Source organism: Brucella haematophila (genome assembly GCF_005938105.1).
GTDB lineage: Bacteria > Pseudomonadota > Alphaproteobacteria > Rhizobiales > Rhizobiaceae > Brucella > Brucella haematophila.
On sequence record NZ_VCPE01000001.1, the window covers coordinates 306,441 to 327,984 of the forward strand.

The window sequence follows — 21,544 nt, forward strand, 5'->3', positions numbered from 1 at the left end:
CCAAAGCGCCATGTGCACGGTACTCTTGGATTACCGCGCGGGAAAACTGGCAGAAGGGGGAAGCCCATCGTCTAATGTAGGATGGTGCATACCTCTCTTACCCCTCATGGCCAGAATGCGCCTGCCTGCAAATTCGATACACTGGCAGCGGTATATCAACTTGCCCCCTCGATATACCGGAACAAGGCTTCGAGGGACATTTTCCCTCGAAGTCTGTTTCCGGGGCTATGGGGTGTTTACGATGAAATGTGCCTACTTCGTGCGCCCGCACATCGGCGGGACATATTCGGTATTCACGCGGATGCGTGCGTCGCTTGCGCGCTCGGATATTGAGTTGCGCTGGCTTGCGACGGGTGCTGCGGGCGATACCGTCAGCGTGCCCGAAGGGCAGGGGCTGGAGGATGCCGAACGGCAGGGCGATGCCATTGACCGGATGGGTGTTCTCGATGAAGAAACCCGGGCCAAACGCATTGTAGATTTTCTGCGCGATAATTGCTTCGACGCCGTTTTCGTCAACGTGTTGTCGCAGCGCTTCGAAACCAATCTCGTGCGCTATCTGCCCGCCGATATTTTGCGCATCATGATCGTCCACAGCATCACGCCCGGCACCTACGAGGCGGCGCGGGCAATTCGGGATCATGTTCACGCGACGGTCGGCGTGTCCAGGCGCTGCCGCGATGATCTTGTGCGCAGCTATGGCTTTGACGCCGGGCGCACGCTGGTCATCCCGAACGGGTTGAGCCGCGATCCGCATGTCGGACGTGCGCCATCGCGTAGCGCGGATGGGAAGCCAATCCGGCTTTTGCATCTTGGCCGTATCGACGACAGTTCCAAGGGTGTGTTCTGGCTGCCGGGCATTCTGCGGCGGCTCACCTGCAATTACCATTTGACGATTGCAGGCGATGGACCGGACCTAGAAGCGCTGCGCCACAAGCTCGAACCGTTTGGCGACAAGGTCAGCTTTACCGGCTGGGTTGCACCCTCTGATGTGTCATGGCTGGTCAGCCAGCACGATGCGCTGGTCATGCCGTCGCGCTACGAAGGGTGCCCGATGACGCTGATGGAAGCGATGAGTCAGGGTTGTCCTGCCATCGTATCGCGCATTACGGGTGTGACGGATATGATCGTCACCGATGGCGAAGACGGGATGCTTTTTCCCATTGGCGATTGCGGGCGGGCAGCGGCGCAGATCGACCGGCTAGCTGGTGATCCGCATCTCCACAACCGCATGGCGGAAGCCGCCGTCCAGAAGGTCACGTCAACTTTCGACAGCGATATTGTCGGGGGCGCCTACGTAAACCTGCTGCAACAGCTGCACCGGGAGCGCCCCGAAATTGCGCCACCATTGGCGTTGTCGCAATGGTCCATGCCGAATGCGCTGCATAAGAATTTGCGTAGTCACTTGCCGCAACCTGTCAAGAACTGGCTGCGTCGCGTGCGGGAGAGGGTAAATGCTGGATGGTCCGCCGCGTAATCAATGCGCTGTAAGCCCTGGCAATTGAAGGATTTCGCCATGAATCTGTTCACATCGCAGTTTCGCAATTCCCAATTGCTGGGCAGCAAGGCCCATGCGCTTATTCCCGGTGGTTGCCACACCTATGCCAAGGGCGATGATCAATACCCGGTTCTGGCGCCGGGATTCATCCAGCGCGGTTGCGGTTCGCATGTCGTCGATGTCGATGGCAATGAATATATCGAATATGGCATGGGCAACCGGGCGGTGGGGTTGGGCCATGCCTATCCGCCGGTCCTGAAGGCTGTGCGCGATGCGCTGGAGGACGGGTGCAACTTCACGCGCCCAAGCGCCATCGAGGTGGATTGCGCGGAACGCTTTCTCGAACTGATCGACACTGCCGAAATGGTCAAGTTCTGCAAGGATGGTTCGGACGCAACATCCGGCGCAATGCGTCTGGCACGCGCCTATACCGGGCGTGACATGATTGCCTGCTGCGGGGATCATCCGTTCTTCTCCACCGATGACTGGTTCATTGGCACGACGAAAATGAATGCTGGCATTCCGGCATCGGTCTCTGCCCTGACTGCAACCTTCCGCTATAACGACATCGCCAGCGTAAAGGCTCTGTTTGAGGATTATCCGGGGCGTATTGCGGCCATCATTCTGGAACCGGCCCGTGTTGATGATCCGAAGGACAATTTTCTGCATGAAGCGATGCGCATCGCCCATGAAAATGGCGCGCTTTTCGTGCTCGATGAAATGATCACTGGCTTCCGCTGGCACAGGCAGGGGGCCCAGAAACTCTACGATATCGTTCCGGATCTTTCCTGTTTCGGCAAGGCGCTCGGCAATGGTTTTGCCATTTCGGCGCTTGCAGGCAAGGCGGAATATATGCAGCTCGGCGGTCTCAGCCAGACCGAGTTTCCACGTGTGTTTCTGCTGTCGACCACGCATGGCGCCGAGACCCACGCCATGGCCGCTGCCATGGCGACAATGGCGGTTTATCGCGATGAACCGGTCATTGAGCACCTGTACGGACAGGGGGCCAAGCTTGCGAGCGGTATGAACCAGGCAATCACCCGCCATGGCTTATGCAAATATGTCAGCACGGTTGGACGCGGCAGTTGCCTCGCCTATGCGACGCTGGACGAAACCGGTGCGCCATCACAGGCATTTCGCTCCCTGTTTCTTCAGGAGACCATCCGGCGCGGCGTGCTGATGCCTTCACTGGTGGTCAGCTATACCCATAGCGATGACGATATTGCGAAGACGATCGATGCGATTGACGGTGCGCTCGCCATCTACGCGCGGGCGTTGAATGACGGTGTCGGGACCTATCTGACCGGACGTCCATCGCAGGTGGTCTATCGCCGCTTCAATGAAAGCGCGAATGCATGTCCGCCCGCGACGCTGTGAGAGGAATGCTGGCAGGTCTATTTGGACTCCTGGCGCTGGTTGGAGCGGCGCAAGCGTCCGCAGAGGCCAGGCTTCCGATCCATGTCAGCGCAAATCACCGCTATTTTGAAGATGCGTCGGGCAAGCCATTTTTGATGCAGGGCGATACGGCCTGGTCACTGATCGTCCAGCTCAAACGCGATGACGCTGATCTCTACTTGAAAGACCGTCGCAAACGCGGCTTCAACACCTTGTTGGTCAATCTTCTGGAACATCAGTTTTCCAGCAATCCGCCTGCCAACGCCTATGGCGACAAACCGTTTAAAGACACGGCATTTGGCGAAGTCAATCCACGCTATTTTGACCACGCCGCATGGGTGATCGAACGGGCGCAGGCGCTTGGTTTTGTCGTTCTGCTGGCCCCAGCCTATCTCGGTGCCAATGGCGGCGGGCAGGGCTGGTATCTGGAAATCGAAGCCGCGGGGCCGGAACGGATGCGCGCCTATGGCGAAGCCATTGCGCGACGTTTTGCCAAATATACCAATATTGTCTGGGTGTTGGGCGGCGATTTTGATGCACCGGATAAACGGCTGGTGTCCAGTCTGGCCGAAGGCATCGCGGCGGTTTTGCCAAATGCGCTGCAAACCGTGCATACGCGGCGCAATACCAATACCGCCGCGGTCTGGTCCGACGCCAAGTGGCTCTCCATCGATACCGTCTATGATTATGACGATGTTCATAGCGCGGTGCTTGCCCAGACCAAAGATAACCGACTGCCGGTCATTCTGATCGAAACGCTCTATGAAAACGAGCACGGCACAAAGGCGCAATTGATACGCCAGAATGCCTATGGTGCGCTGCTGGCTGGAGCAGTTGGGCAGTTCTTCGGCAATAGTCCGATCTGGCACTTTAGCGGACCGGGCGTGTTCGACTCTGATCGTGACTGGCGGCAGGAGTTGAACAGTCCGGGTGCGCGGTCGATGACGGTTCTGCGAAAGCTGTTTGCAGTGCTGCCATGGACCGATCTTCAGCCCGACCGCAGCGGACAGATTACCAATGCGCGAAACCTCTATGCCGCATCGTTTTCAGGCGGGACGGGAGCCGTGATCTACGGTGAAGGAGGCAGCTTTTCCGTCAGCAGGGCTGTTGTGAAAACAGGCGATGATGTTGTCTGGATCGACCCTTTTTCCGGTGTGGGAACTCAAGCGGCCACACCGCAGAAGGATGGCCAGACGCTGACCTTTCGTACCCCCGCAGAAAAGAATGCTGGCGGTGATGGCGACTGGATATTGCTGATCGGCAAGCCCGGCCAGTTTGGCCCTGACCGAAAGGGGTAGGCGCTACGCCCTTTCGCTGCTGTGCACCCCGCTTGTCTTTAACCGGATATGCCTTCGGTCAAATCGCTACCCCCACTGGTGCGTGATTAACTTGGATTATTGGGGATGCAGAGGAAACGAACATGAAAGTGCTGGTTACCGGAAGTCAGGGTTACATCGGATCGGTCATGGTGCCGATCCTCGTTCATGCGGGCCACGAGGTGTCGGGCTACGACATCGGTCTTTACGAACATTGCCTGTTCGAAGAAGGTGGAGCGGTCGTGAATGTACCCACGCTGCGCAAGGATGTGCGCGATGTGTCGCCACGCGATCTGGAAGGTTTCGATGCTGTCATTCATCTGGCCGCGCTGTCGAATGACCCGTTGGGCAATCTCAATGAAGAACTGACCTATGACATCAACCACCGCGCCAGCGTGGCGGTGGCTAAAGCCGCCAAACGAGCGGGCGTGGGGCGTTTTCTTTTCGCATCGTCATGCAGCAATTATGGCATCAGCGATGCCGACCTGATCGATGAGACCGGCGAGCTGAAGCCGGTGACGGCCTATGGTCGCTCGAAGGTGCGCGCCGAGCAGGAGATCCGGGAACTGGCCGATGCAGATTTCTGTCCGGTCTATTTGCGGCCCGCGACAGCCTATGGCGTGTCGCCTTTTCTGCGCTTCGATATTGTATTGAACAATCTCGTCGCCTGGGCCGTGACCAAGGGACTGATCTATCTCAAGTCGGATGGCACGCCATGGCGGCCGATCGTGCATATTCGCGATATTTCCCGGGCTTTCATGGCGGCCATGGAAGCACCACGCGAGAAGGTCTTCAATGAAGCCTTCAATGTTGGTTCCACCGAACACAATTACCGCATTCGCGACATTGCAGGCATTGTCGCCGAGACAGTGCCCGATTGCCGGATTGAATTTGCGGAAGATGCCGGGCCGGATACCCGGTCCTACCGTGTCAGCTTCGAGAAACTTGCGCGGGTTCTGCCCAATGCAAAGCCGCAATGGGATGCTGCGGCCGGTGCGGAAGAACTGCTCGCGGCCTATAGCCGCTCGACCTTGACGCTTGAGGAATTCGAGGGGCCGCGGTTCCAGCGCATCGCCCATATTCGAAAGCTTCTGGAGGAGGGCGTTCTCGATAGCGATCTGCGGCGCGTAGAGCTTATACAGCAGCCGTTAAGAGCAATCGCATGATGGATGCGCGGCCTGGTATAGTCGACATGCGCCGGTCTCCGGACGGACAGGCGATCTACGATCTGGCCGCGCAACTTTATCCGATCTGTCGCAGTCTGACGGGCGAAGGCGTGCGGGAAACGCTCGCCACTATCGGCGGATATCTGCCGCTGGAGATCCATGAAGTGCCGACCGGCACGCCGCTTTTCGACTGGAAAGCACCGCAGGAATGGGTGATCCGCGAAGCCTATATTGCAGATAGCAACGGCCAGCGGATTGTCGATTTTGCGCGGCACAATCTTCATGTGGTGAACTTCAGTATTCCTGTGCGAACAAGGCTTTCTATGGAAGCCTTGAAGAGTCACATTCACACACTGCCCGATCAACCCGACCTCATTCCTTACCGCACCTGTTATCATGCAGAGGACTGGGGTTTCTGCATGGCGCATACCGACTTTCTGGCAATGGCCGAGGGCGAATACGATGTGGTCATTGACGCCGAGCGGCGCGACGGCGCGCTTGTCTATGGAGAGTTCAAGCATCGCGGAACAACGGACGAGACTTTTCTCCTGTCAGCGCATCTCTGCCACCCCTCGCTCGCCAACGATAATTGCTCCGGACTGGCATTGCTGGCGCTTCTGGGAGCGGCGTTGAAAGCTCGCTCCACGCGGCTGACTTATCGCTTTCTGTTTGGTCCGGCGACATTCGGCGCACTTGCGTGGCTGAGCCAGAACGAGCCTCATCTTGATCGCGTCACCCATGGCCTTGTCCTGTCCTGCGTCGGCGACGATGGCGGGCCGAATTACAAGCGAAGCCGTCGTGGTAACGCGGCGATCGACCGGATCATGGGGCAGGTGCTCGCGCAGTCCAATCTGGCTGGCGCGACGATGCACGACTTCTGGCCCTATGGATATGACGAAAGGCAGTTCTGTTCGCCGGGATTCAACCTCCCGGTCGGCATGTTCCAGCGCAGCCTTTATGGCACTTTCCCCGAATATCACACCTCAGCGGACAATCTGGATTTCATCAAGCCGGAATGTCTTGAGCAATCCTTCAATCTCGTCATGCAGGCCATTGAAATAGCGGAACGAAACTGGGTTCCGCTCAACACGTCGCCCAAGGGTGAACCGCAGCTTGGACGCCGTGGGCTCTATGGCAAAACCGGCGGCGACGGTCGTGCCGCACAGGAAGCCATGGCCATGCTCTGGGTTCTCAATCTGGCCGATGGCAGCGCGTCACTTCTCGATATGGCCGAGCGCTCGAAACTGCCTTTCGCAACACTCGCCGGTGCTGCGGACAGACTGCGCGATGCGGGATTGCTGATCGAGGGAAGGTAACGGTCCTAGATTAAGGGCCAGGAGCGATCCTTGTCCGAAATGACACTGGGCTGGTTCGGCCATGGTATGCCGAGCGCCGGATCGTCATAGCGCAGGCCCGTTGCATGGTCCGGTGTGTAGGGGTGCGAGATCATGTAGCGGATGAGGACATTATCGGTAAGCGCCTGAAATCCATGAGCGCAGCCTTCCGGGATATAAAGCTGCACGCCGTTCTCCGCCGAAAGCTCCAGGCCAACCCAGCGCATATAGGTGGGCGATTTGGGGCGTATATCCACCAATACATCCCAGACGGTGCCTTGCAGGCAGGTCACCAGTTTCGTTTCAGAATGCGGATCGTTTTGGTAATGCAAACCGCGCAAGGTGCCTTTCTCCCGCGAGAAGGAAAGACTGTGCTGCGGATAGTGCGTTTCCATCTGCCGTTCGGCAAAAGCCGCTTCGGAATAAACGCGCGTAAACCAGCCGCGTTCATCCTCCATCCGATCCGGCTCGATAGACCATGCACCATCGATGTTTAAAGAAGTAAACCGCATCTATTTGCCCCGTTTCCGCCTGCCAACATTCTGACAGCGTGGTCAGGGCCCGGTAGAGCCTTCTTCGAGGGACGATCTTCACCTTCCGGGGTAGATGCCTCCTCCTGATAGGTGATCCGCCTACGCCCTTGCTCGCCCTATGACGCAAGGCGGGTGAGGATTGGCAATATCCCTACGGCGATGGCTGCGCCCAATGGTATGTGCGTCGCGCTCCAGATGGCAGTCTCGGCAATCTTTAGACCGCTTAGTAGTTTGGGTCATCCGGTGCGGCGCGCGTATCTGGCCGCGACGGTGCCTGCTCAAAGCAGCCAAGTCGATACCAGTTTTGGGACCAGTGTATTCGTGGCCATTGTAAGGGCCAGAGCCGAGGGGGTGTGTATGACCATCCAGACACCGGATATTTCGCGGAGCAAAAGCATGACGCAAGAGCGGACCGGCTGTCGCCTGTGCGGTAAGTTGCTCAAACACACATTTGTGGATCTGGGCATGTCGCCGCCCTGCGAAAGCTTCGTTGCCGCCGATCAGCTAGACCGCATGGAGCCTTATTATCCGCTCTATGCGCTGGTCTGCGATCATTGCTATCTCGTGCAGCTGAAAGAGTATTTTTCTCCTGCCGAGATTTTCACGGAATATGCCTATTTCTCGTCCTTCGCGACCAGTTGGGTGGATCACGCCAGAGTTTATTGCGACGCGATCACCGAACGGCTGGAACTGGACGAGAACAGTTTCGTTGTGGAGGTTGCCAGCAATGACGGCTATCTGCTCCAGCATTTCCTGCCGAAGGGCATTCCGGTGCTGGGGATAGAACCTGCCGCCAATGTGGCGCAAACAGCTATCGCCAAGGGCGTGCCAACCCGGGTGGACTTCTTCGGCGCACAACTGGCGCTGGAAATGCTCGGCGCGGGCCAAAGCGCCGATCTCATCATCGGTAACAATGTTCTGGCGCAAGTGCCTGATCTGAATGACTTTGTGCGCGGTATGCAGCTTCTGCTCAAGCCCGAAGGTGTCATCACTCTGGAGTTCCCGCATCTTGCCAATCTGATCGAGTTCAACCAGTTTGACACCATCTATCACGAGCATTTTTCGTATTTCTCGCTGCTGACAATCCGCTTCATGGCGCACAGGCACCACCTGAAAATCATCGATGTCGAGGAAGTGCCAACCCATGGCGGATCGTTGCGGGTTTATCTGGCGCGCACCGGCAGCAAGCGGAAGGCGTCGCCCCGGGTGGCGGCACTTCTCAAGAAGGAAGAGAGCTTCGGCCTCAACGATATCTCGACCTATGAGCAGTTTGCGGAGAAGACGCGCCATGCCAAGCGCGATCTCCTGTCCTTCCTGATCGCAGCCAAGAATTCCGGCAAGAGCATTTGCGGTTACGGCGCGCCGGGCAAGGGCAATACGCTTCTCAACTATTGCGGCATCGGCACGGATTTTCTGGATTTCACTGTAGATCGCAATCCTTACAAGCACGGGCGCTACACGCCCGGCATGCATATCCCGATCTATGACGTATCGGCGATAGACAAGTACAAGCCGGACTACATCCTCATCCTGCCATGGAACTTCAAGGATGAGATCATCCGGCAGATGCAGCACGTGGTCGAATGGGGTGCGAAATTCATCATCCCCATTCCCCATGTCCGATTGATCGATCCAGCTCTGATTACTGAGGAGCGTTAGTCATGAAAGTCGTTCTGTTTTGCGGCGGTCTTGGAACCAGAATCCGCGAATATTCGGAAAATGTACCAAAGCCGATGATCCCGCTCGGCCATCAGCCGATCCTGCATCATGTCATGGAATATTACAGTGATTACGGTCACAACGACTTTGTGCTCTGCCTCGGCTACAAGGCCAATGTCGTGAAGGACTTCTTCCTGACGATCCGTCCGCAGACTTTTGCGGATTGCGTGGTCTCCAATGGCGGGCGCAATGTTGAATTGCTGGAAGAGGTGGACCGCGACTGGAGCGTGACGCTGCTCGACACCGGTATCTGGCGCAATATCGGCGAACGTCTGTGGAGCGCGCGCAGCCATGTCCAGAATGAGGACATGTTTCTAGCCAATTACAGCGATGGTCTGAGCGACGTCGATCTCGACGATATGACGCGGCGTTTTGAGGCGAGCGGCAAGATAGCCTGCTTCCTCGCCGTGCGCCCACCGCTGACCTATCATCTGGCGGATATCGCGGAGGGTGGGGCTGTGCGGGCTTTCCGGACATCGAACACCTCCGATATCTGGATCAATGGCGGCTATTTCCTCTTCCGCAAGGAAATCTTCGATTACATGCGGGAGGGTGAAGAGCTGGTGCTGGAGCCGTTCAGCCGTCTTATCGCCGACAATCAGTTGATGGCGTATAAATATGAAGGCTTCTGGCGGTCCATGGACACACTGCGCGACTGGCAGACGCTGGAAGACATGGTCGAGAAGGGCGATATGCCCTGGAAAAAACACAAGGCGGAGCAGCGCGCAGCCAACATCGCCATAGCGCTATGATCGACCTGCGTTCACTCGCCAATCCGGGGCGGCCGCTTCAGGTCCTGTGTCTGGGTGCGCATTCGGACGATATCGAAATTGGCTGCGGGGGAACGCTCCTCAGCCTCATAGAAGCAGGAACGCCGATGCACATCGAATGGTGTGTGCTGTCCGGCAATGAAGAACGGCGCGTCGAGGCGGAGGCTTCGGCGCGCGATTTTCTGCGCGGTACGGAAAATCCAGGCATCCGTCTTGCGATGTTCGAGGATAGCTACTTTCCGGCGCAGATGCGCGAGATCAAGGCATGGCTGATCGAGCAGCGCAGTCGCCAGACGCCGGATATCGTATTCACCCATCGCCAAGGCGACGCACATCAGGATCATCGCACGCTCAACGAGCTGACCTGGAATCTTTTCCGCGACCAACTGATCCTTGAATATGAAATACCGAAATGGGATGGCGATCTCGGCCAGCCCAATGCCTACTCAGCGCTTTCGGCGGCGATCATGGAGCATAAGGTCGAGCTTTTGATGAAGCATTTCGGCACGCAACGCTCGAAAGACTGGTTCGATCCCGAGACCTTTCGCGGTCTCGCGCGATTGCGCGGCATGGAATGTCGCGCGCCGGAGACCTATGCCGAAGCGTTCCATATGCGCAAGCTGCGACTGTTCTAGCTCTGTCTTGAGATACGAAAAAGCCCGTCGCGCTGGGAGGAGGAGTGCGCAACGGGCTGATTGGTAAAGCGCGATTGGGAGGAGGAGTATCGCGCTTCGTGTCCGGTTTCTGGGAGGAGGAGTGAAACCGAACAATGTGAAAATAGGTGCGGAGTCAGGTGTTTACAAGGGAACATCCTGCAGGGCAGCTATGCAAATTTTGAAGGGCTAAGTACCTGGTCCAAAAGTCGCCATGCCGGTCTGCAAATGGCAATTTCTGCGCTTCCGGTGCTCACGTACCCAAATGTACGCTCCGCTCCGGTTCTCGAAATCACCATTTTCGCCGCGGCCTGTCGCTTTTTGATTCAGGGCTAAAAAAAGAAACCGCCCCGCAGCGGTCTAGCGCGCTGGGGCGGTCACTCCCTCCTCCAAGTGGAGCACACAATAATGAGGGAGTTTCCAAAAGCAAGCCCCTAACAAAACTCTATAAATTTCAGAAAATACTGAAATCTATGAAGCTAATTGAGCAGATGGCATATGTTCTGCGGATGGCTGGCCTTGTCTCGACTGAGTTGCCGGAAGTTCACGCCAGGATCATGACTGCATACGCAGCAAAACACCTGCCTAATATTTGATATAATTTGTAGACTACCTAATTGTTGCGAGGGCGCGTGGAATGGTCGGGGCTATGCAAGGCGGGTGACAGTTGTGAATTTCGGTCGCGGTCGCCCCGTTTTTTGCAATTGCCATTTCCATTTTGGAACAGGTGTGATTATGTGCGGTCGCACGAGCCAAAGGAATCAATGCTCGGATTTCTATCGTCCGATATGCCTTTGCAGGTGAATTTTAGACGGCTCTTTAAAAAACTGCCGTTGGGATCGGGTTTCAAAAAACCCCTGTGATCTCGGATATTTAGTCGGGAAATCACCCCAATTAATTGGGTGAATTATCTGGTTTGATCACGCAATCTTTCACGCTGGAACCCTTTGTTGGTTTTAGAATCGGTCTTTACCCGCCATTTTTTCCCTGCGTGCACTCCTGAGAGCTCGCCCGCCTCGCGCCCCTAAGCCCCCCGCCCAAACGCGAGGCGGTTCCTTGTTTAGGAACCACTGATTTTTCCCCGAAAATACAACTAAGCACTATTGCCGGAATCAGTTGGCTTTGTTCCGCCTCTTTGCCGTTGCGATGCGCGCGGCCTCGGTTTTGGATAAAAACCACGGTCACGTTTTAAGACTTAACGCAGCGTCAGATTTGATTGGGATTTAAGCGTAAATCTGAAGCGCTTTCTTCTGTGGAAGACGCCGAATAGCCCGGCTGACGCCCTATTCTTCGGGTACGTTTGAAGCAGTTGAGTCGATTGGCGCTTGAAGCGCACCACGGCTTTGAATGCATGCAGCATCGGGTCCGGCTTCATGCTTGCGCGTCTTCGCCTCTATTGAGGGCGCGCATGGGCAGGACGCCAGCCAAAAATTAACCATCTGTTAACCATTCCGCATATAGATCGAGTAAACCGTTTTTTAACCAAGATGAATCAAGTGCTAACACAATCCCGTCCGATCCGTTTGAAAGGGCGCTCCTTTCTTGCGCTGGTGCTCTCGCCTGAACTGCCGCTGGACGGCTGGCTCGACAGGCTGGACGATCTTGCCGCGCGCTCGGCGGGGTTCTTTCTGAATCGTCCGGTCGTGCTTGATCTTGAGAATCTCGTTATCGAACGGATGCAGCTGGTTCAGCTACTGGAAGATCTTGCAGGTCGCGGTGTCTGGATCACGGGTTTTGAAAATGCGCGTCCTTCGCTTCTCGGTCCTGGCATGCCGCCAGCGCTGCGCGGCGGGCAGGTGGCCGCAGATTTCAATCCCGAGGTGAGCGAGCCTGTGGCACCGGCAAAGCCCGTTGCAGCTGCAGCACCTGCCAATGTGCAGCTGGTCAAGGCCGTGCCGTCGATGGTGGTAACGGAGCCTGTGCGCTCCGGCCAGTCCATCTATTTCCCGGACGGCGATGTTACCGTTGTCGGTTCCGTGGCTTCGGGTGCGGAAGTGGTCGCGGGCGGTTCGATCCATGTCTATGGCGCGCTACGCGGTCGTGCGATGGCTGGTACGGCGGGCAATTCCAATGCGCGCATTTTCTGCCGCAAGATGGAAGCCGAGCTTGTTGCGATCGACGGCCTCTACAAGACGGCTGAAGACATGGAACCCAGATTGCGCGGGCAGGCGGTGCAGCTGTGGCTCGATGGCGATTATATGATGGCCGAAACGCTCGGCTGATCGATTTGTTGAAAAGAAATCATGCCCGGTTGGGCGGGCAATACTCTCATAAGGCGTGCGGGAGCTACAGGAGACCAATATGGCAAAAGTAATTGTTGTAACTTCCGGCAAGGGTGGCGTTGGCAAAACGACATCCACTGCAGCCATCGGCGCCGCTCTTGCGCAGCGCGGCGAAAAGACTGTCGTTATCGACTTCGATGTCGGTTTGCGTAACCTTGATCTGGTGATGGGTGCCGAACGCCGCGTGGTGTTCGATCTGGTGAATGTAATTCAGGGCGATGCAAAGCTGCCTCAGGCGCTCATTCGCGACAAGCGTCTCGATACCCTGTATCTGCTGCCTGCCTCCCAGACCCGCGACAAGGACAACCTCACGACCGAGGGTGTCGACCGTGTGATCGAAGACCTCAAGAAGGAATTCGACTGGATCATCTGCGACAGCCCGGCTGGTATCGAGCGCGGCGCGACGCTCGCCATGCGCCATGCCGACATGGCCGTTGTGGTGACCAATCCGGAAGTGTCGTCGGTGCGCGATTCAGACCGCATCATCGGCCTTCTCGACGCCAAGACTCTCAAGGCCGAACGTGGCGAACGGGTTGAAAAGCACCTTCTGCTGACCCGTTACGACCCGATCCGCGCCGAACGTGGCGACATGCTGAAAGTCGAAGACGTTCTTGAAATCCTGTCTATCCCGCTTCTGGGCATCATCCCTGAAAGCCAGGATGTGCTGCGCGCATCCAATATCGGCTCTCCAGTGACGCTTGCCGACCAGCGCAGTGCGCCGGCTCTGGCCTATCTGGATGCAGCACGCCGTCTGGCGGGCGAAGAAGTGCCGATGACCGTCCCATCCGAAAAGCGCAGCCTTCTGGGCAAAATTTTCGGAAGGAGAGCGGCATGAGCCTATTTCGATTCTTCACCAAGCAGGCTTCCGCGCCCATGGCGCGCGAACGTCTGCAAGTTTTGCTGGCGCATGAGCGAGCGTCCGAGGGACATTCCGACCTCGTGGCTGTGCTAAGGGAAGAGATCCTGGCGGTCATCGCCAAGCACATCCAGATCGATCGCGACAAGGTCAGCGTGAAGATGGACCGGGGAGATCAGATGTCGACTTTGGAAGTCGATATCGAACTGCCCTTGAAGAAAAAGGTGCGGGCAGCCTGATCTTCAAAGCATTTCCGGCAAATTGTGTCTGGTAGTGCCTCAATACAACGTGCGGGGGCGATAATGGAGGAATATTTCCATGAACCGCGGCACACTTCTTATCCGTCTGAAAGAGCTTCAGGAACTGCCTAAGTTTCAGAAGCGCGATATCTGTACGGTAAGCGCCTTTCTACCTCTCGAAGCACTGGCAGAACATGTCAGGGTGTGCGAGGAGGCGGCAGGCGTAGCGCAAACGGGGCAGGATCATTGATCCTGCCTTTTTTCCTTGGCTCATGCGCCTTTTACGGCACGGCAAAGTGCGTCTGCAAATAGCAGCCGAGAAGCAGAAGGACGACCGCAGCCGCTATGAGAGCCAGGATTTTCATAAAATAGCATTCGCTCAATCTCCGCTCACGTTCAATAAAACTGATGGTGATCAAAGGGCGGGTGCTTAAATGACTGATCAGGCGGCGTTCTGGAGCAATTCACGCCGCGCTGTTGCTACAACCTGCTGTGTCAAATCAGAGAGCCGGTCTGCGGCAAGGCGATTGACCTGCCAGTAGAGCGGCACGTCGAGCGGTGTATCGGGTACAAGCTCGACCAGCTTGCCGGATGCAAGGTGGTCCTTCACCAGCACGATCGGGTTCACGCCCCAGCCCATGCCGTCAAGACTCGCTTCGACAAACCCTTGTGTGGACGGCAACCAGTGGGTTGGACAATTGATGTCCGCCTTCAGGTTTTCCTTGACCCAGCGATCCTGTAGCCGGTCTTTCTGGTTGAAGGTCAGGGCAGGCGCGGTGGCCAGCGCTTGGCCCGTTACCCCGTCCTTGAAATATCGCTCAATAAAATCCGGTGACGCCGTCGCGTGATATCGCAGCGTACCGAGCGGAACGATCCGGCAGCCTTGCACCAGCTTTGCGTGAGATGTCACCGCGGCCAGCACACGTCCGCGCTGAAGCCATTCGGCTGTATGGTCCTGATCGTCCACGGCAATGTTGAGAAGGTGATCGGACTGCTTGCTAAAGGCCGAGATGGCTTTCAGAAACCAGGTGCCGAGACTGTCCGCATTGGTGGCGATGTTCAGTGTAACGCGCTGCTTGAGATCATCCGCACCGGCAAGGGCGGGCAGTTCTTCAAGCAATTCGCGTTCCAGCATGCCAACCTGTTCGATATGGCGGCAAAGCCAGTCGCCTTTTTCCGTCGCCGTACAGGGTGTGCCGCGCGAAATAAGCACCGTGCCGAGCCGCTCTTCCAGATGTTTCACCCGCTGGGATATGGCTGATGGCGTGACATTCAGGGCGCGGGCCGCTTTCTCGAAACTGCCGGTTTGTACGACCATGGCCACGGCGCGCAGTGCGGAATAATCGATCATTAGTCTATCTTAATTTGGATTAGTATCTTTAACTATACTAATCCAATGGAGGCATATATCCAAGCGCTACCAACCATCACAGATTGCGTGGTGTTCAGCGGATCTGAGCCATGCTTCCACAGCGAGCCGAAATGAATTTTTCCATCTATCTGACAGGCCTGACCATGGGCTTTAGCCTGATTGTAGCCATCGGTGCACAGAACGCTTTTGTTCTTCGTCAGGGGCTGCGCGACGAGCACGTTTTCGCCGTTAGTCTCGTCTGCGCCGTGTCGGATGCATTGCTGATCACGCTTGGGATCACCAGTTTTCAGAAAATCGCGGCCGCACTGCCCGCCATTGATCCGATCATGCGTTATGGCGGTGCCGCTTTCCTGATTTGGTATGGTGCGCGGAGCCTCTATTCGGCAATAACCTCTTCTTCTGCACTTTCGACCGGTAATGGAAGCGCGACCGGCTTAGGGAAGACTATTGCCACCTGTCTTGCTCTCACATGGCTCAATCCGCATGTCTATCTGGATACGGTTGTTCTGCTGGGCACCATATCCACCCAGTTCCCCGGCCTGGAAAACTCGTTCGCTTTGGGCGCGATTACCGCTTCGTTCGTCTTTTTCTTTTCGCTGGGCTTTGGCGCGCGTTGGCTGCGCCCTGTCTTTGCCAGACCATCGTCCTGGCGCGTACTGGAAGGCGTTATTGCATTTGTAATGTGGGCAATCGCTTGGAAGCTGCTGAGCGGCGCATAACCGCCAGTCGTTTCAGATTGTCAGGATTGTTCTTCCGGCTGGCGTTGCTGAATGCGCTCGGAAACAAAGGTATGCAGTGTGAAGGACGTTGCCGGGTTGTGATCCGGTGATTTTGGAAAGCCCTTGAGGTCCTGCGGGGCAATGCCAAACCGTTCCTTGAAGAATTTGGTGAACTGCGCGCGGTCGGAGAAGCCGCAGGCATAGGCGACTTCCTTCATGCTGAGGCGTCGTCCACCATCATTGATCAGGCGTCGATAGGCAAGATCGAGCCGCTTGTTGCGGATCAGCTTGGTGACACCGCTGTCAGGTTCAAATGCGCGATAAAGATGTGAATGCGACAGTTTGAACTGCTGCATAATGCTCTTGGGCGACAGGTTCGGGTCGGCCAGATTCGCGTCAATATGGTCGAGCACACGCTGGCGCAGCGGTAAGCTGACAGCGAGATATTCTTCCAATGTGAAAGCCTGCCGGTTGATGGCGGCTTTGAGCAGCACCATCAGGGATTCCTGTATCTCAGGATAATCATTCTGGTCGATCGTATCGATGATCCGGTCGAGCGTGAGAATGAAGTTGAACAGGATTTTGTTGGTTGCAACATTGGAAGGGAGCACCAAGCCGTGCAGGTTCTTGCCCGGAAAGGCTTTGTTGAGTTCCTTGCGTGGAATGGCCAGTGTCACACGTGCGCCAGCTTCCTTTTTGCTGGTCATGACCTGGGTCAGATCGAGAAGGAATATGTCGCCCGGCTTAACGTCGACATTCTTGCCGTTGAAATCTCCCCGGTAATCGCCAGCCAGAACGAGCTGCAACAGATAGAGGTCGAGGTCGGTTCTCGCGATAATTTTAGGCGTCCTATTGCAGAACTGATTGCTGAATGTGGTATTGCCAACCACCATATCGCCGAACAGTCGCGAACGGACAGAACCGCTCATGACCTTTTCGTCGTTTTCAAGGGTCGGCGTCACCTCATAAATGATGGACGACGTATCCCGCCAGAAATCATTGCGGTTTTTCTCGTCAACCATATCCGCCGATATATAATGGCCGCTCTTCATCTGCCCCCACCCGCGACAATTATCAGCCGATAGCGCTGCATGCGGGTACTCCCATGCAGTCGGCAGGCTTCAAGCTGTGTCGTATTACTCCCGAGTTATTCCCGAATCTATCAAATTTGCACCCCAAAACGCAATATGGGACAAAGTCGCTCTAGATTGGGGATTCTAATGTATTGCCAGCGGGCTTCTGTAGGATATTTCTACGTATTTGAGATATCTATTATTAGTTCTTTATAAAATCTCGATTTCTAAAAATAAAATTAGGTAAAAATCGAATTTTTGTAGCCAGTAATTTCTGGTAGAAATATGATATTCGGGATAGATATACAGTGATTATTGAATTTAAAGAGAGAATTGTTCTTATATTTGAAGAATTTTGCATGCAGATGGGGTGATTTTATACATTGGATGCAATCCTGGATTGTCAAAATATCGTTCTATTTACGACAAAAGAAGTCGCTTTTTACATGTCCGCTGTTGAGATTATCCCCTGCAAAAACTTGATGCCGGCTAACCAGTAAAGGCGCTGCTGGTGTTCTGCGAATAGGAGCAAGCTCGTGAGACGAAAGAGCTTTGCTCGGATGAGGCCGCTTTTGCATTAAACCGCTTTATCAGAAAGGATCGATAATGATCATAAAGCGAAAAAGGCAGTTGCTTGCTTGCATGGTGGCGCTGGCGCTTGCCTCGCCGGTGCAACTGGCGTTTGGTCATGACTGGGGCCATGACCACTGGGATCATCACGACCACGATTTCCCTCCTTTCGGGCACGATCATGATTTTCATCACCATCATGACCATGCAGGTGCTGCCGTAGCAGCGGGGATTCTCGGTCTAGCGGTTGCTGCGGCCATTGCCGACAATGGCAGCAACCGTCATCAAGACGTCTATGCGCCCCCGCAACCTTATTATGCGCCACCACCGCCTTATCGTTTGAGTAATGGCAACACCTGCTACCCGGCGCAGCGGGCTTGTTACCTTCCAAACGGCCATTATGCGGGCATCACGACCCATACGCAGTTCGGCAATTAGGACATACGACTATTATGAAATTTCACCACTTCTTGCTGGGTGCAGCATTGCTTGCAGCCTTTCCAAAAGTAGCTTTCGCCGAAGACGCGTCCAATCCTCGTCTTCATGCCGCATGGGATGCATTGGCCAAGGGCGAGGGCGAATTTCTCACATCGAAGCAATTCGCGAGCCTGAACAACCTCGCATATCAGGCGGCCATCGTGAGAATCTGCGACGGACATGAGCTTGACCATGACGCCTTCCGCGATAAAATCGAAGACGTCATCAACGATACCGATAAAAAGCTCAGCGACGAGCAGGCCGACTTGCGTGAAGCAGCCGTTCTCGTGGCTTTTGGTGCGCGTTTTGGTCTGTTTCTGGCCGAAGGCAGCGATGACAGCAAAGCTGGCTTCTGCGCATCCGCCGACGAGATCAAAGCCTCTCAGGACATTTCTGTCCTAGCCAAGTAAGATCTCCCGATAAAACAAAGCCTCCCGCGTGGTTGAACATCCGCGCGGGAGGTTTATTGCATCGGCTGTCAGGCCGTATGAGGTTCGACTTTCCGCCTGCGGAACCAGCGGGCGCTGGCCAGACGGTCGATCTCGACAAAGATCACCGGCGTAATGAACAGTGTCAGCACCTGACTGAGCAGAAGACCGCCCACTACTGCCACGCCAAGAGGCTGGCGCAGTTCCGACCCCTGGCCGCTGCCAAGGGCAACAGGAACAGCTGCGAGAAGCGCGCAGAACGTTGTCATCATGATCGGTCGGAAGCGGCGAATGGCGGCCTGATGGATTGCTTCTTCCGGCGCATGGTTTTCATCGCGTTTCAGAAACAGCGCCACGTCGACCATCATAATCGCATTCTTCTTGACGATGCCGATCAGCATCAGCAGTCCGATCAGCGCAATGATCGACAGGTCGAAACCCGATAGCTGCAGCGTGATCAGCGCGCCGAAAGCTGCTGAAGGCAGGCCGGAGAGAATGGTCAGGGGATGCGCGAAGCTTTCATAGAGAACGCCGAGCACGATATAGATTGTCGCAACGGCGGCGAGGATCAGCAGGCCCATATTGCCGGTCGATTGGGCGAAGATCTGCGCCGCGCCTGACGGTTGTGCCGATACGGATGCTGGCATTCCGATATCGGTGCGCAGCGCCGTCACGCGGTCGGTGGCGGTGCCGAGCGAAACACCTGCGGGCAGGTTGAACGACAACGTAACCGATGCGAGCTGTCCGGACTGATTGACGGTCACCGGCCCGTTGGTTCGCTTGATTGTTGCAAAGCTGGCGAGCGGAACCAGAGTACCCGACGATGAGGGCACACGCAGGGCGCCAAGCTGGGTTTCATCCCACTGACGGCTTTGATCGAGTTCCAGAATGACGTCATAGCTGTTGCCAGTGGTCTGGATTTGCGAAACCGTCAGCGTTCCATAGGCCGCCTCCAGCGTACTGCGGATGGCTTGCGAGCTGATGCCGAGGCTTCCGGCTTTGTCCCTGTCAATGTCGATACTGGCTTGCAGTGCGTTGTTTTGCAGATCGGAAGCCACATCTACAAAGGTTTGCGGCTCGGCTTTCATGGCATCGGCCAGTTTCACCGACCAGGATCGGGCTTCATCGGCATCGAGCGATTGCAGCACAATCTGATACTGGCTCTGGGTGCTGCGCCCGCCAAAGCGCAGATTCTGCACCGGCGTTATATAGGCGGTGATGCCGGGAAGGGCGGCGAGGGATTTGCGCAGTGCACTCAGGGTCTGGTCTAGCGGCGGGCGCTGGTCGCGAGCTTTAAGCTGTACCAGAAGCGAACCTGTGTTGAAGGTTGAGCCGCCGGGCCCGCTACCGAGCGAGGCCGTGACGTGCTGAACGGCGGCGTTATCGGAAACAATGGAAGCTGCCTGCTGTTGCAGGGTGCGCATCGCCTGATAGGAAATGTCCTGCCGCGCCTGTGTGGAAATGGTGAGAAGGCCAATATCTTCCTGCGGAAAGAAGCTGCGCGGCAAGGTCGTGAATGACCAGATCGAACCGAGGAAACTGAGGCCGAAGACCAACAGCACAAGCGCCCGATGCTTGAGGCACCAGCCGACAGCGCGTCCATAGGCTTCGGTGACTTGATCGAACAGGCGGGCGATTCGACCGGGTTTGACTTCCTTGTGTGGCAGGCGTGCGGCCAGCATCGGCGTCACGGTCAGCGAGACGAGGGCCGAGGAGAGGATGGCGAGTGTTACCACCATGCCGAATTCGTTCAGCACGCGCCCGACGATGCCGCCCATCAGAAGAATGGGCAGGAACACCGCCACCAGCGACAACGACATGGAGATGATCGTGCCGGTCACTTCCTGGCTGCCCTTGATTGCAGCTTCAAATGGCGGCATCCCCTGTTCAGTATAGCGCACGATATTTTCGAGCATCACGATGGCATCGTCCACCACGAGGCCGACCGCCAGTGTGAGTGCCAGAAGCGAAATATTGTCGATGGAAAAGCCGAACGCATACATGGCGGCAAATGTCGCGACCAGCGAAAGCGGCACGGCGAGGCCCGGGATCATCGTCGCCCAGAATTGGCCGAGAAACAGAAAGATAACCAGCACGACAAGCGCAATCGTAATGCCCAGCGTCTTTTGAACATCGGCTACGGCATCGCGGATCGACCGGGATACGTCGTTGACAACAGAAATATGCATCTGTGCGGGCAGGGCCGCTTCGATCTCCGGTAGCTTGGCTTTGATGGCGTCGACCACGGCAACCGTGTTCGAACCCGGCTGGCGTTGAACGGCAAGCGCGATAGACTGTTTGCCATCGAGCCAGCTACCCTGATTGACGTTTTCCACGCTGTCGAGAACCGTGGCGACATCCGATAATCGTACCACACGGTTACCGCTGCCCGACACGATAAGGCTTTTGAACTCATCGGCATTGGTGCGTTGGGTCTTGGCGTTGACGGTGAGGGCCTGCGATCCGTTCTGCAATGTGCCGACAGGCGTCTGGCTGTTTGCGGCGGCGATGGTGTCGCCCAGGCCTGACAAGGAGAGGTTACGACTGTCGAGCTTGTCGGGATCGACCTCGACGCGCACGGCATAGGTTTTGGAGCCATAGACCTGCGCCTGCGCCACACCCGAAATGGTGGAAAGCGCTGGCGATATGATGTTCTGCGCAATGTCGTCCATCTGCGTCAGGCGCGCGCCATCGCCGGTGAGTGCCAGAATTATGACCGGCGCATCGGCGGGATTGGCCTTGCGATAGCTGGGCGGGGTGGTCAGATTGTCGGGCAATTGACGCTGGGCGCGTGTAATTGCCGCCTGCACATCTGCCGCAGCCGCGTCAATATTGCGGGACAAGTTGAACTGGAGCGTGATCGACGTGTTGCCGAGCGATGAGGTGGCGCTGATCGTATCAATACCCGCAATCGTCTCGAATTGCTTGATGAGCGGGGTCGCGACAGACGATGCCATCGTATCAGGCGACGCGCCCGCCAGCTGCGCGGATACGTTGATGGTTGGAAAATCCGCTTCCGGCAGGGCCGCGACGGGAAGCTGGATATAAGCCGCAATGCCGCCGATCAATCCGCCGATAACAAGGAGGATCGTTGCAACCGGGCGGCGAATGAAGACTTCGGAAATGTTCATCGGCTTGATGCCTTGA

The 21,544-nt window shown here is 56.3% G+C and carries 19 protein-coding genes; 15 read left to right on the forward strand and 4 right to left on the reverse strand.

Annotated elements, in window-relative coordinates:
- Positions 1-241: 241 nt before the first annotated feature.
- From FGI60_RS01415 to FGI60_RS01435, 5 genes are all read left to right on the forward strand, one after another.
- Positions 242-1,474 carry a glycosyltransferase family 4 protein gene (locus FGI60_RS01415; protein ID WP_138783601.1) on the forward strand — a complete coding sequence of 411 codons (1,233 nt, stop codon included), beginning with the start codon at positions 242-244 and terminating at the stop codon, positions 1,472-1,474.
- A gap of 39 nt (positions 1,475-1,513) precedes the next feature.
- On the forward strand, positions 1,514-2,872 hold the full coding sequence (locus FGI60_RS01420) for a glutamate-1-semialdehyde 2,1-aminomutase (RefSeq protein ID WP_138783602.1): 1,359 nt from the start codon (positions 1,514-1,516) through the stop codon (positions 2,870-2,872).
- Complete coding sequence (locus FGI60_RS01425) at positions 2,851-4,188, forward strand: apiosidase-like domain-containing protein (protein WP_171058665.1); 1,338 nt, start codon at positions 2,851-2,853, stop codon at positions 4,186-4,188. Before FGI60_RS01420 ends, FGI60_RS01425 begins: the two co-directional genes overlap by 22 nt.
- Before the next feature lie 122 nt (positions 4,189-4,310).
- Positions 4,311-5,372, forward strand: coding sequence for an NAD-dependent epimerase/dehydratase family protein (locus FGI60_RS01430; RefSeq protein WP_138783604.1), 1,062 nt, complete (start codon positions 4,311-4,313; stop codon positions 5,370-5,372).
- Positions 5,369-6,688 carry a DUF4910 domain-containing protein gene (locus FGI60_RS01435; protein WP_138783605.1) on the forward strand — a complete coding sequence of 440 codons (1,320 nt, stop codon included), beginning with the start codon at positions 5,369-5,371 and terminating at the stop codon, positions 6,686-6,688. The genes FGI60_RS01430 and FGI60_RS01435 overlap by 4 nt, the downstream gene beginning before the upstream one ends.
- Positions 6,689-6,693: 5 nt before the next feature.
- On the opposite strand, the gene rfbC is transcribed toward FGI60_RS01435, so the two are convergent.
- A complete protein-coding gene (gene rfbC, locus FGI60_RS01440) occupies positions 6,694-7,218 on the reverse strand; it encodes a dTDP-4-dehydrorhamnose 3,5-epimerase (RefSeq protein ID WP_138783606.1) in 525 nt (174 codons plus the stop codon).
- Positions 7,219-7,596: 378 nt separating this feature from the next.
- Between rfbC and FGI60_RS01445 the strand changes: the two genes are divergently transcribed.
- The 7 genes from FGI60_RS01445 (at position 7,597) to FGI60_RS26195 (ending at position 14,008) form a co-directional block, all read left to right on the forward strand.
- Positions 7,597-8,898 (forward strand): class I SAM-dependent methyltransferase, encoded by a 1,302-nt coding sequence (locus FGI60_RS01445; RefSeq protein WP_138783607.1) that lies wholly within the window; start codon positions 7,597-7,599, stop codon positions 8,896-8,898.
- Between the two features lie 2 nt (positions 8,899-8,900).
- The gene (locus tag FGI60_RS01450) at positions 8,901-9,710 is read left to right on the forward strand and encodes a sugar phosphate nucleotidyltransferase (RefSeq protein WP_138783608.1); all 810 of its coding nucleotides are present in this window, start codon (positions 8,901-8,903) and stop codon (positions 9,708-9,710) included.
- Positions 9,707-10,363 (forward strand): PIG-L deacetylase family protein, encoded by a 657-nt coding sequence (locus tag FGI60_RS01455; RefSeq protein ID WP_138783609.1) that lies wholly within the window; start codon positions 9,707-9,709, stop codon positions 10,361-10,363. Before FGI60_RS01450 ends, FGI60_RS01455 begins: the two co-directional genes overlap by 4 nt.
- Positions 10,364-11,868: 1,505 nt before the next feature.
- Complete coding sequence (gene minC, locus FGI60_RS01460) at positions 11,869-12,603, forward strand: septum site-determining protein MinC (RefSeq protein WP_138783610.1); 735 nt, start codon at positions 11,869-11,871, stop codon at positions 12,601-12,603.
- A gap of 79 nt (positions 12,604-12,682) precedes the next feature.
- Positions 12,683-13,498, forward strand: a complete 816-nt coding sequence (minD, locus tag FGI60_RS01465; RefSeq protein WP_109367680.1) for a septum site-determining protein MinD — start codon at positions 12,683-12,685, stop codon at positions 13,496-13,498.
- Complete coding sequence (gene minE, locus FGI60_RS01470; RefSeq protein ID WP_138783611.1) at positions 13,495-13,758, forward strand: cell division topological specificity factor MinE; 264 nt, start codon at positions 13,495-13,497, stop codon at positions 13,756-13,758. The genes minD and minE overlap by 4 nt, the downstream gene beginning before the upstream one ends.
- A 79-nt stretch (positions 13,759-13,837) precedes the next feature.
- The gene (locus FGI60_RS26195; RefSeq protein WP_171058666.1) at positions 13,838-14,008 is read left to right on the forward strand and encodes a hypothetical protein; all 171 of its coding nucleotides are present in this window, start codon (positions 13,838-13,840) and stop codon (positions 14,006-14,008) included.
- Between the two features lie 192 nt (positions 14,009-14,200).
- Here the strand turns inward: FGI60_RS26195 and FGI60_RS01475 are convergent, their stop codons facing one another.
- A complete protein-coding gene (locus FGI60_RS01475; protein ID WP_138783612.1) occupies positions 14,201-15,109 on the reverse strand; it encodes a LysR family transcriptional regulator ArgP in 909 nt (302 codons plus the stop codon).
- 131 nt (positions 15,110-15,240) lie between these two features.
- Here FGI60_RS01475 and FGI60_RS01480 point away from each other — a divergent pair, with 131 nt between their 5' ends.
- Entirely contained in the window at positions 15,241-15,849 is a 609-nt protein-coding gene (locus FGI60_RS01480) for a LysE/ArgO family amino acid transporter (protein ID WP_138783847.1), read from the forward strand.
- A 20-nt stretch (positions 15,850-15,869) separates the two neighbouring features.
- Here FGI60_RS01480 and FGI60_RS01485 read toward each other — a convergent pair whose 3' ends face one another.
- Positions 15,870-16,901 carry a helix-turn-helix domain-containing protein gene (locus FGI60_RS01485; RefSeq protein WP_138783613.1) on the reverse strand — a complete coding sequence of 344 codons (1,032 nt, stop codon included), beginning with the start codon at positions 16,899-16,901 and terminating at the stop codon, positions 15,870-15,872.
- 627 nt (positions 16,902-17,528) lie between these two features.
- Here FGI60_RS01485 and FGI60_RS26395 point away from each other — a divergent pair.
- Together FGI60_RS26395 and FGI60_RS01495 are read left to right on the forward strand one after the other, a co-directional pair.
- On the forward strand, positions 17,529-17,930 hold the full coding sequence (locus FGI60_RS26395) for a hypothetical protein (protein WP_192799716.1): 402 nt from the start codon (positions 17,529-17,531) through the stop codon (positions 17,928-17,930).
- 14 nt (positions 17,931-17,944) lie between these two features.
- Positions 17,945-18,379 (forward strand): hypothetical protein, encoded by a 435-nt coding sequence (locus FGI60_RS01495; RefSeq protein ID WP_138783614.1) that lies wholly within the window; start codon positions 17,945-17,947, stop codon positions 18,377-18,379.
- Between the two features lie 68 nt (positions 18,380-18,447).
- Here the strand turns inward: FGI60_RS01495 and FGI60_RS01500 are convergent, their stop codons facing one another.
- Positions 18,448-21,528 carry an efflux RND transporter permease subunit gene (locus FGI60_RS01500; RefSeq protein WP_138783615.1) on the reverse strand — a complete coding sequence of 1,027 codons (3,081 nt, stop codon included), beginning with the start codon at positions 21,526-21,528 and terminating at the stop codon, positions 18,448-18,450.
- Between the last annotated feature and the right edge of the window lie 16 nt (positions 21,529-21,544).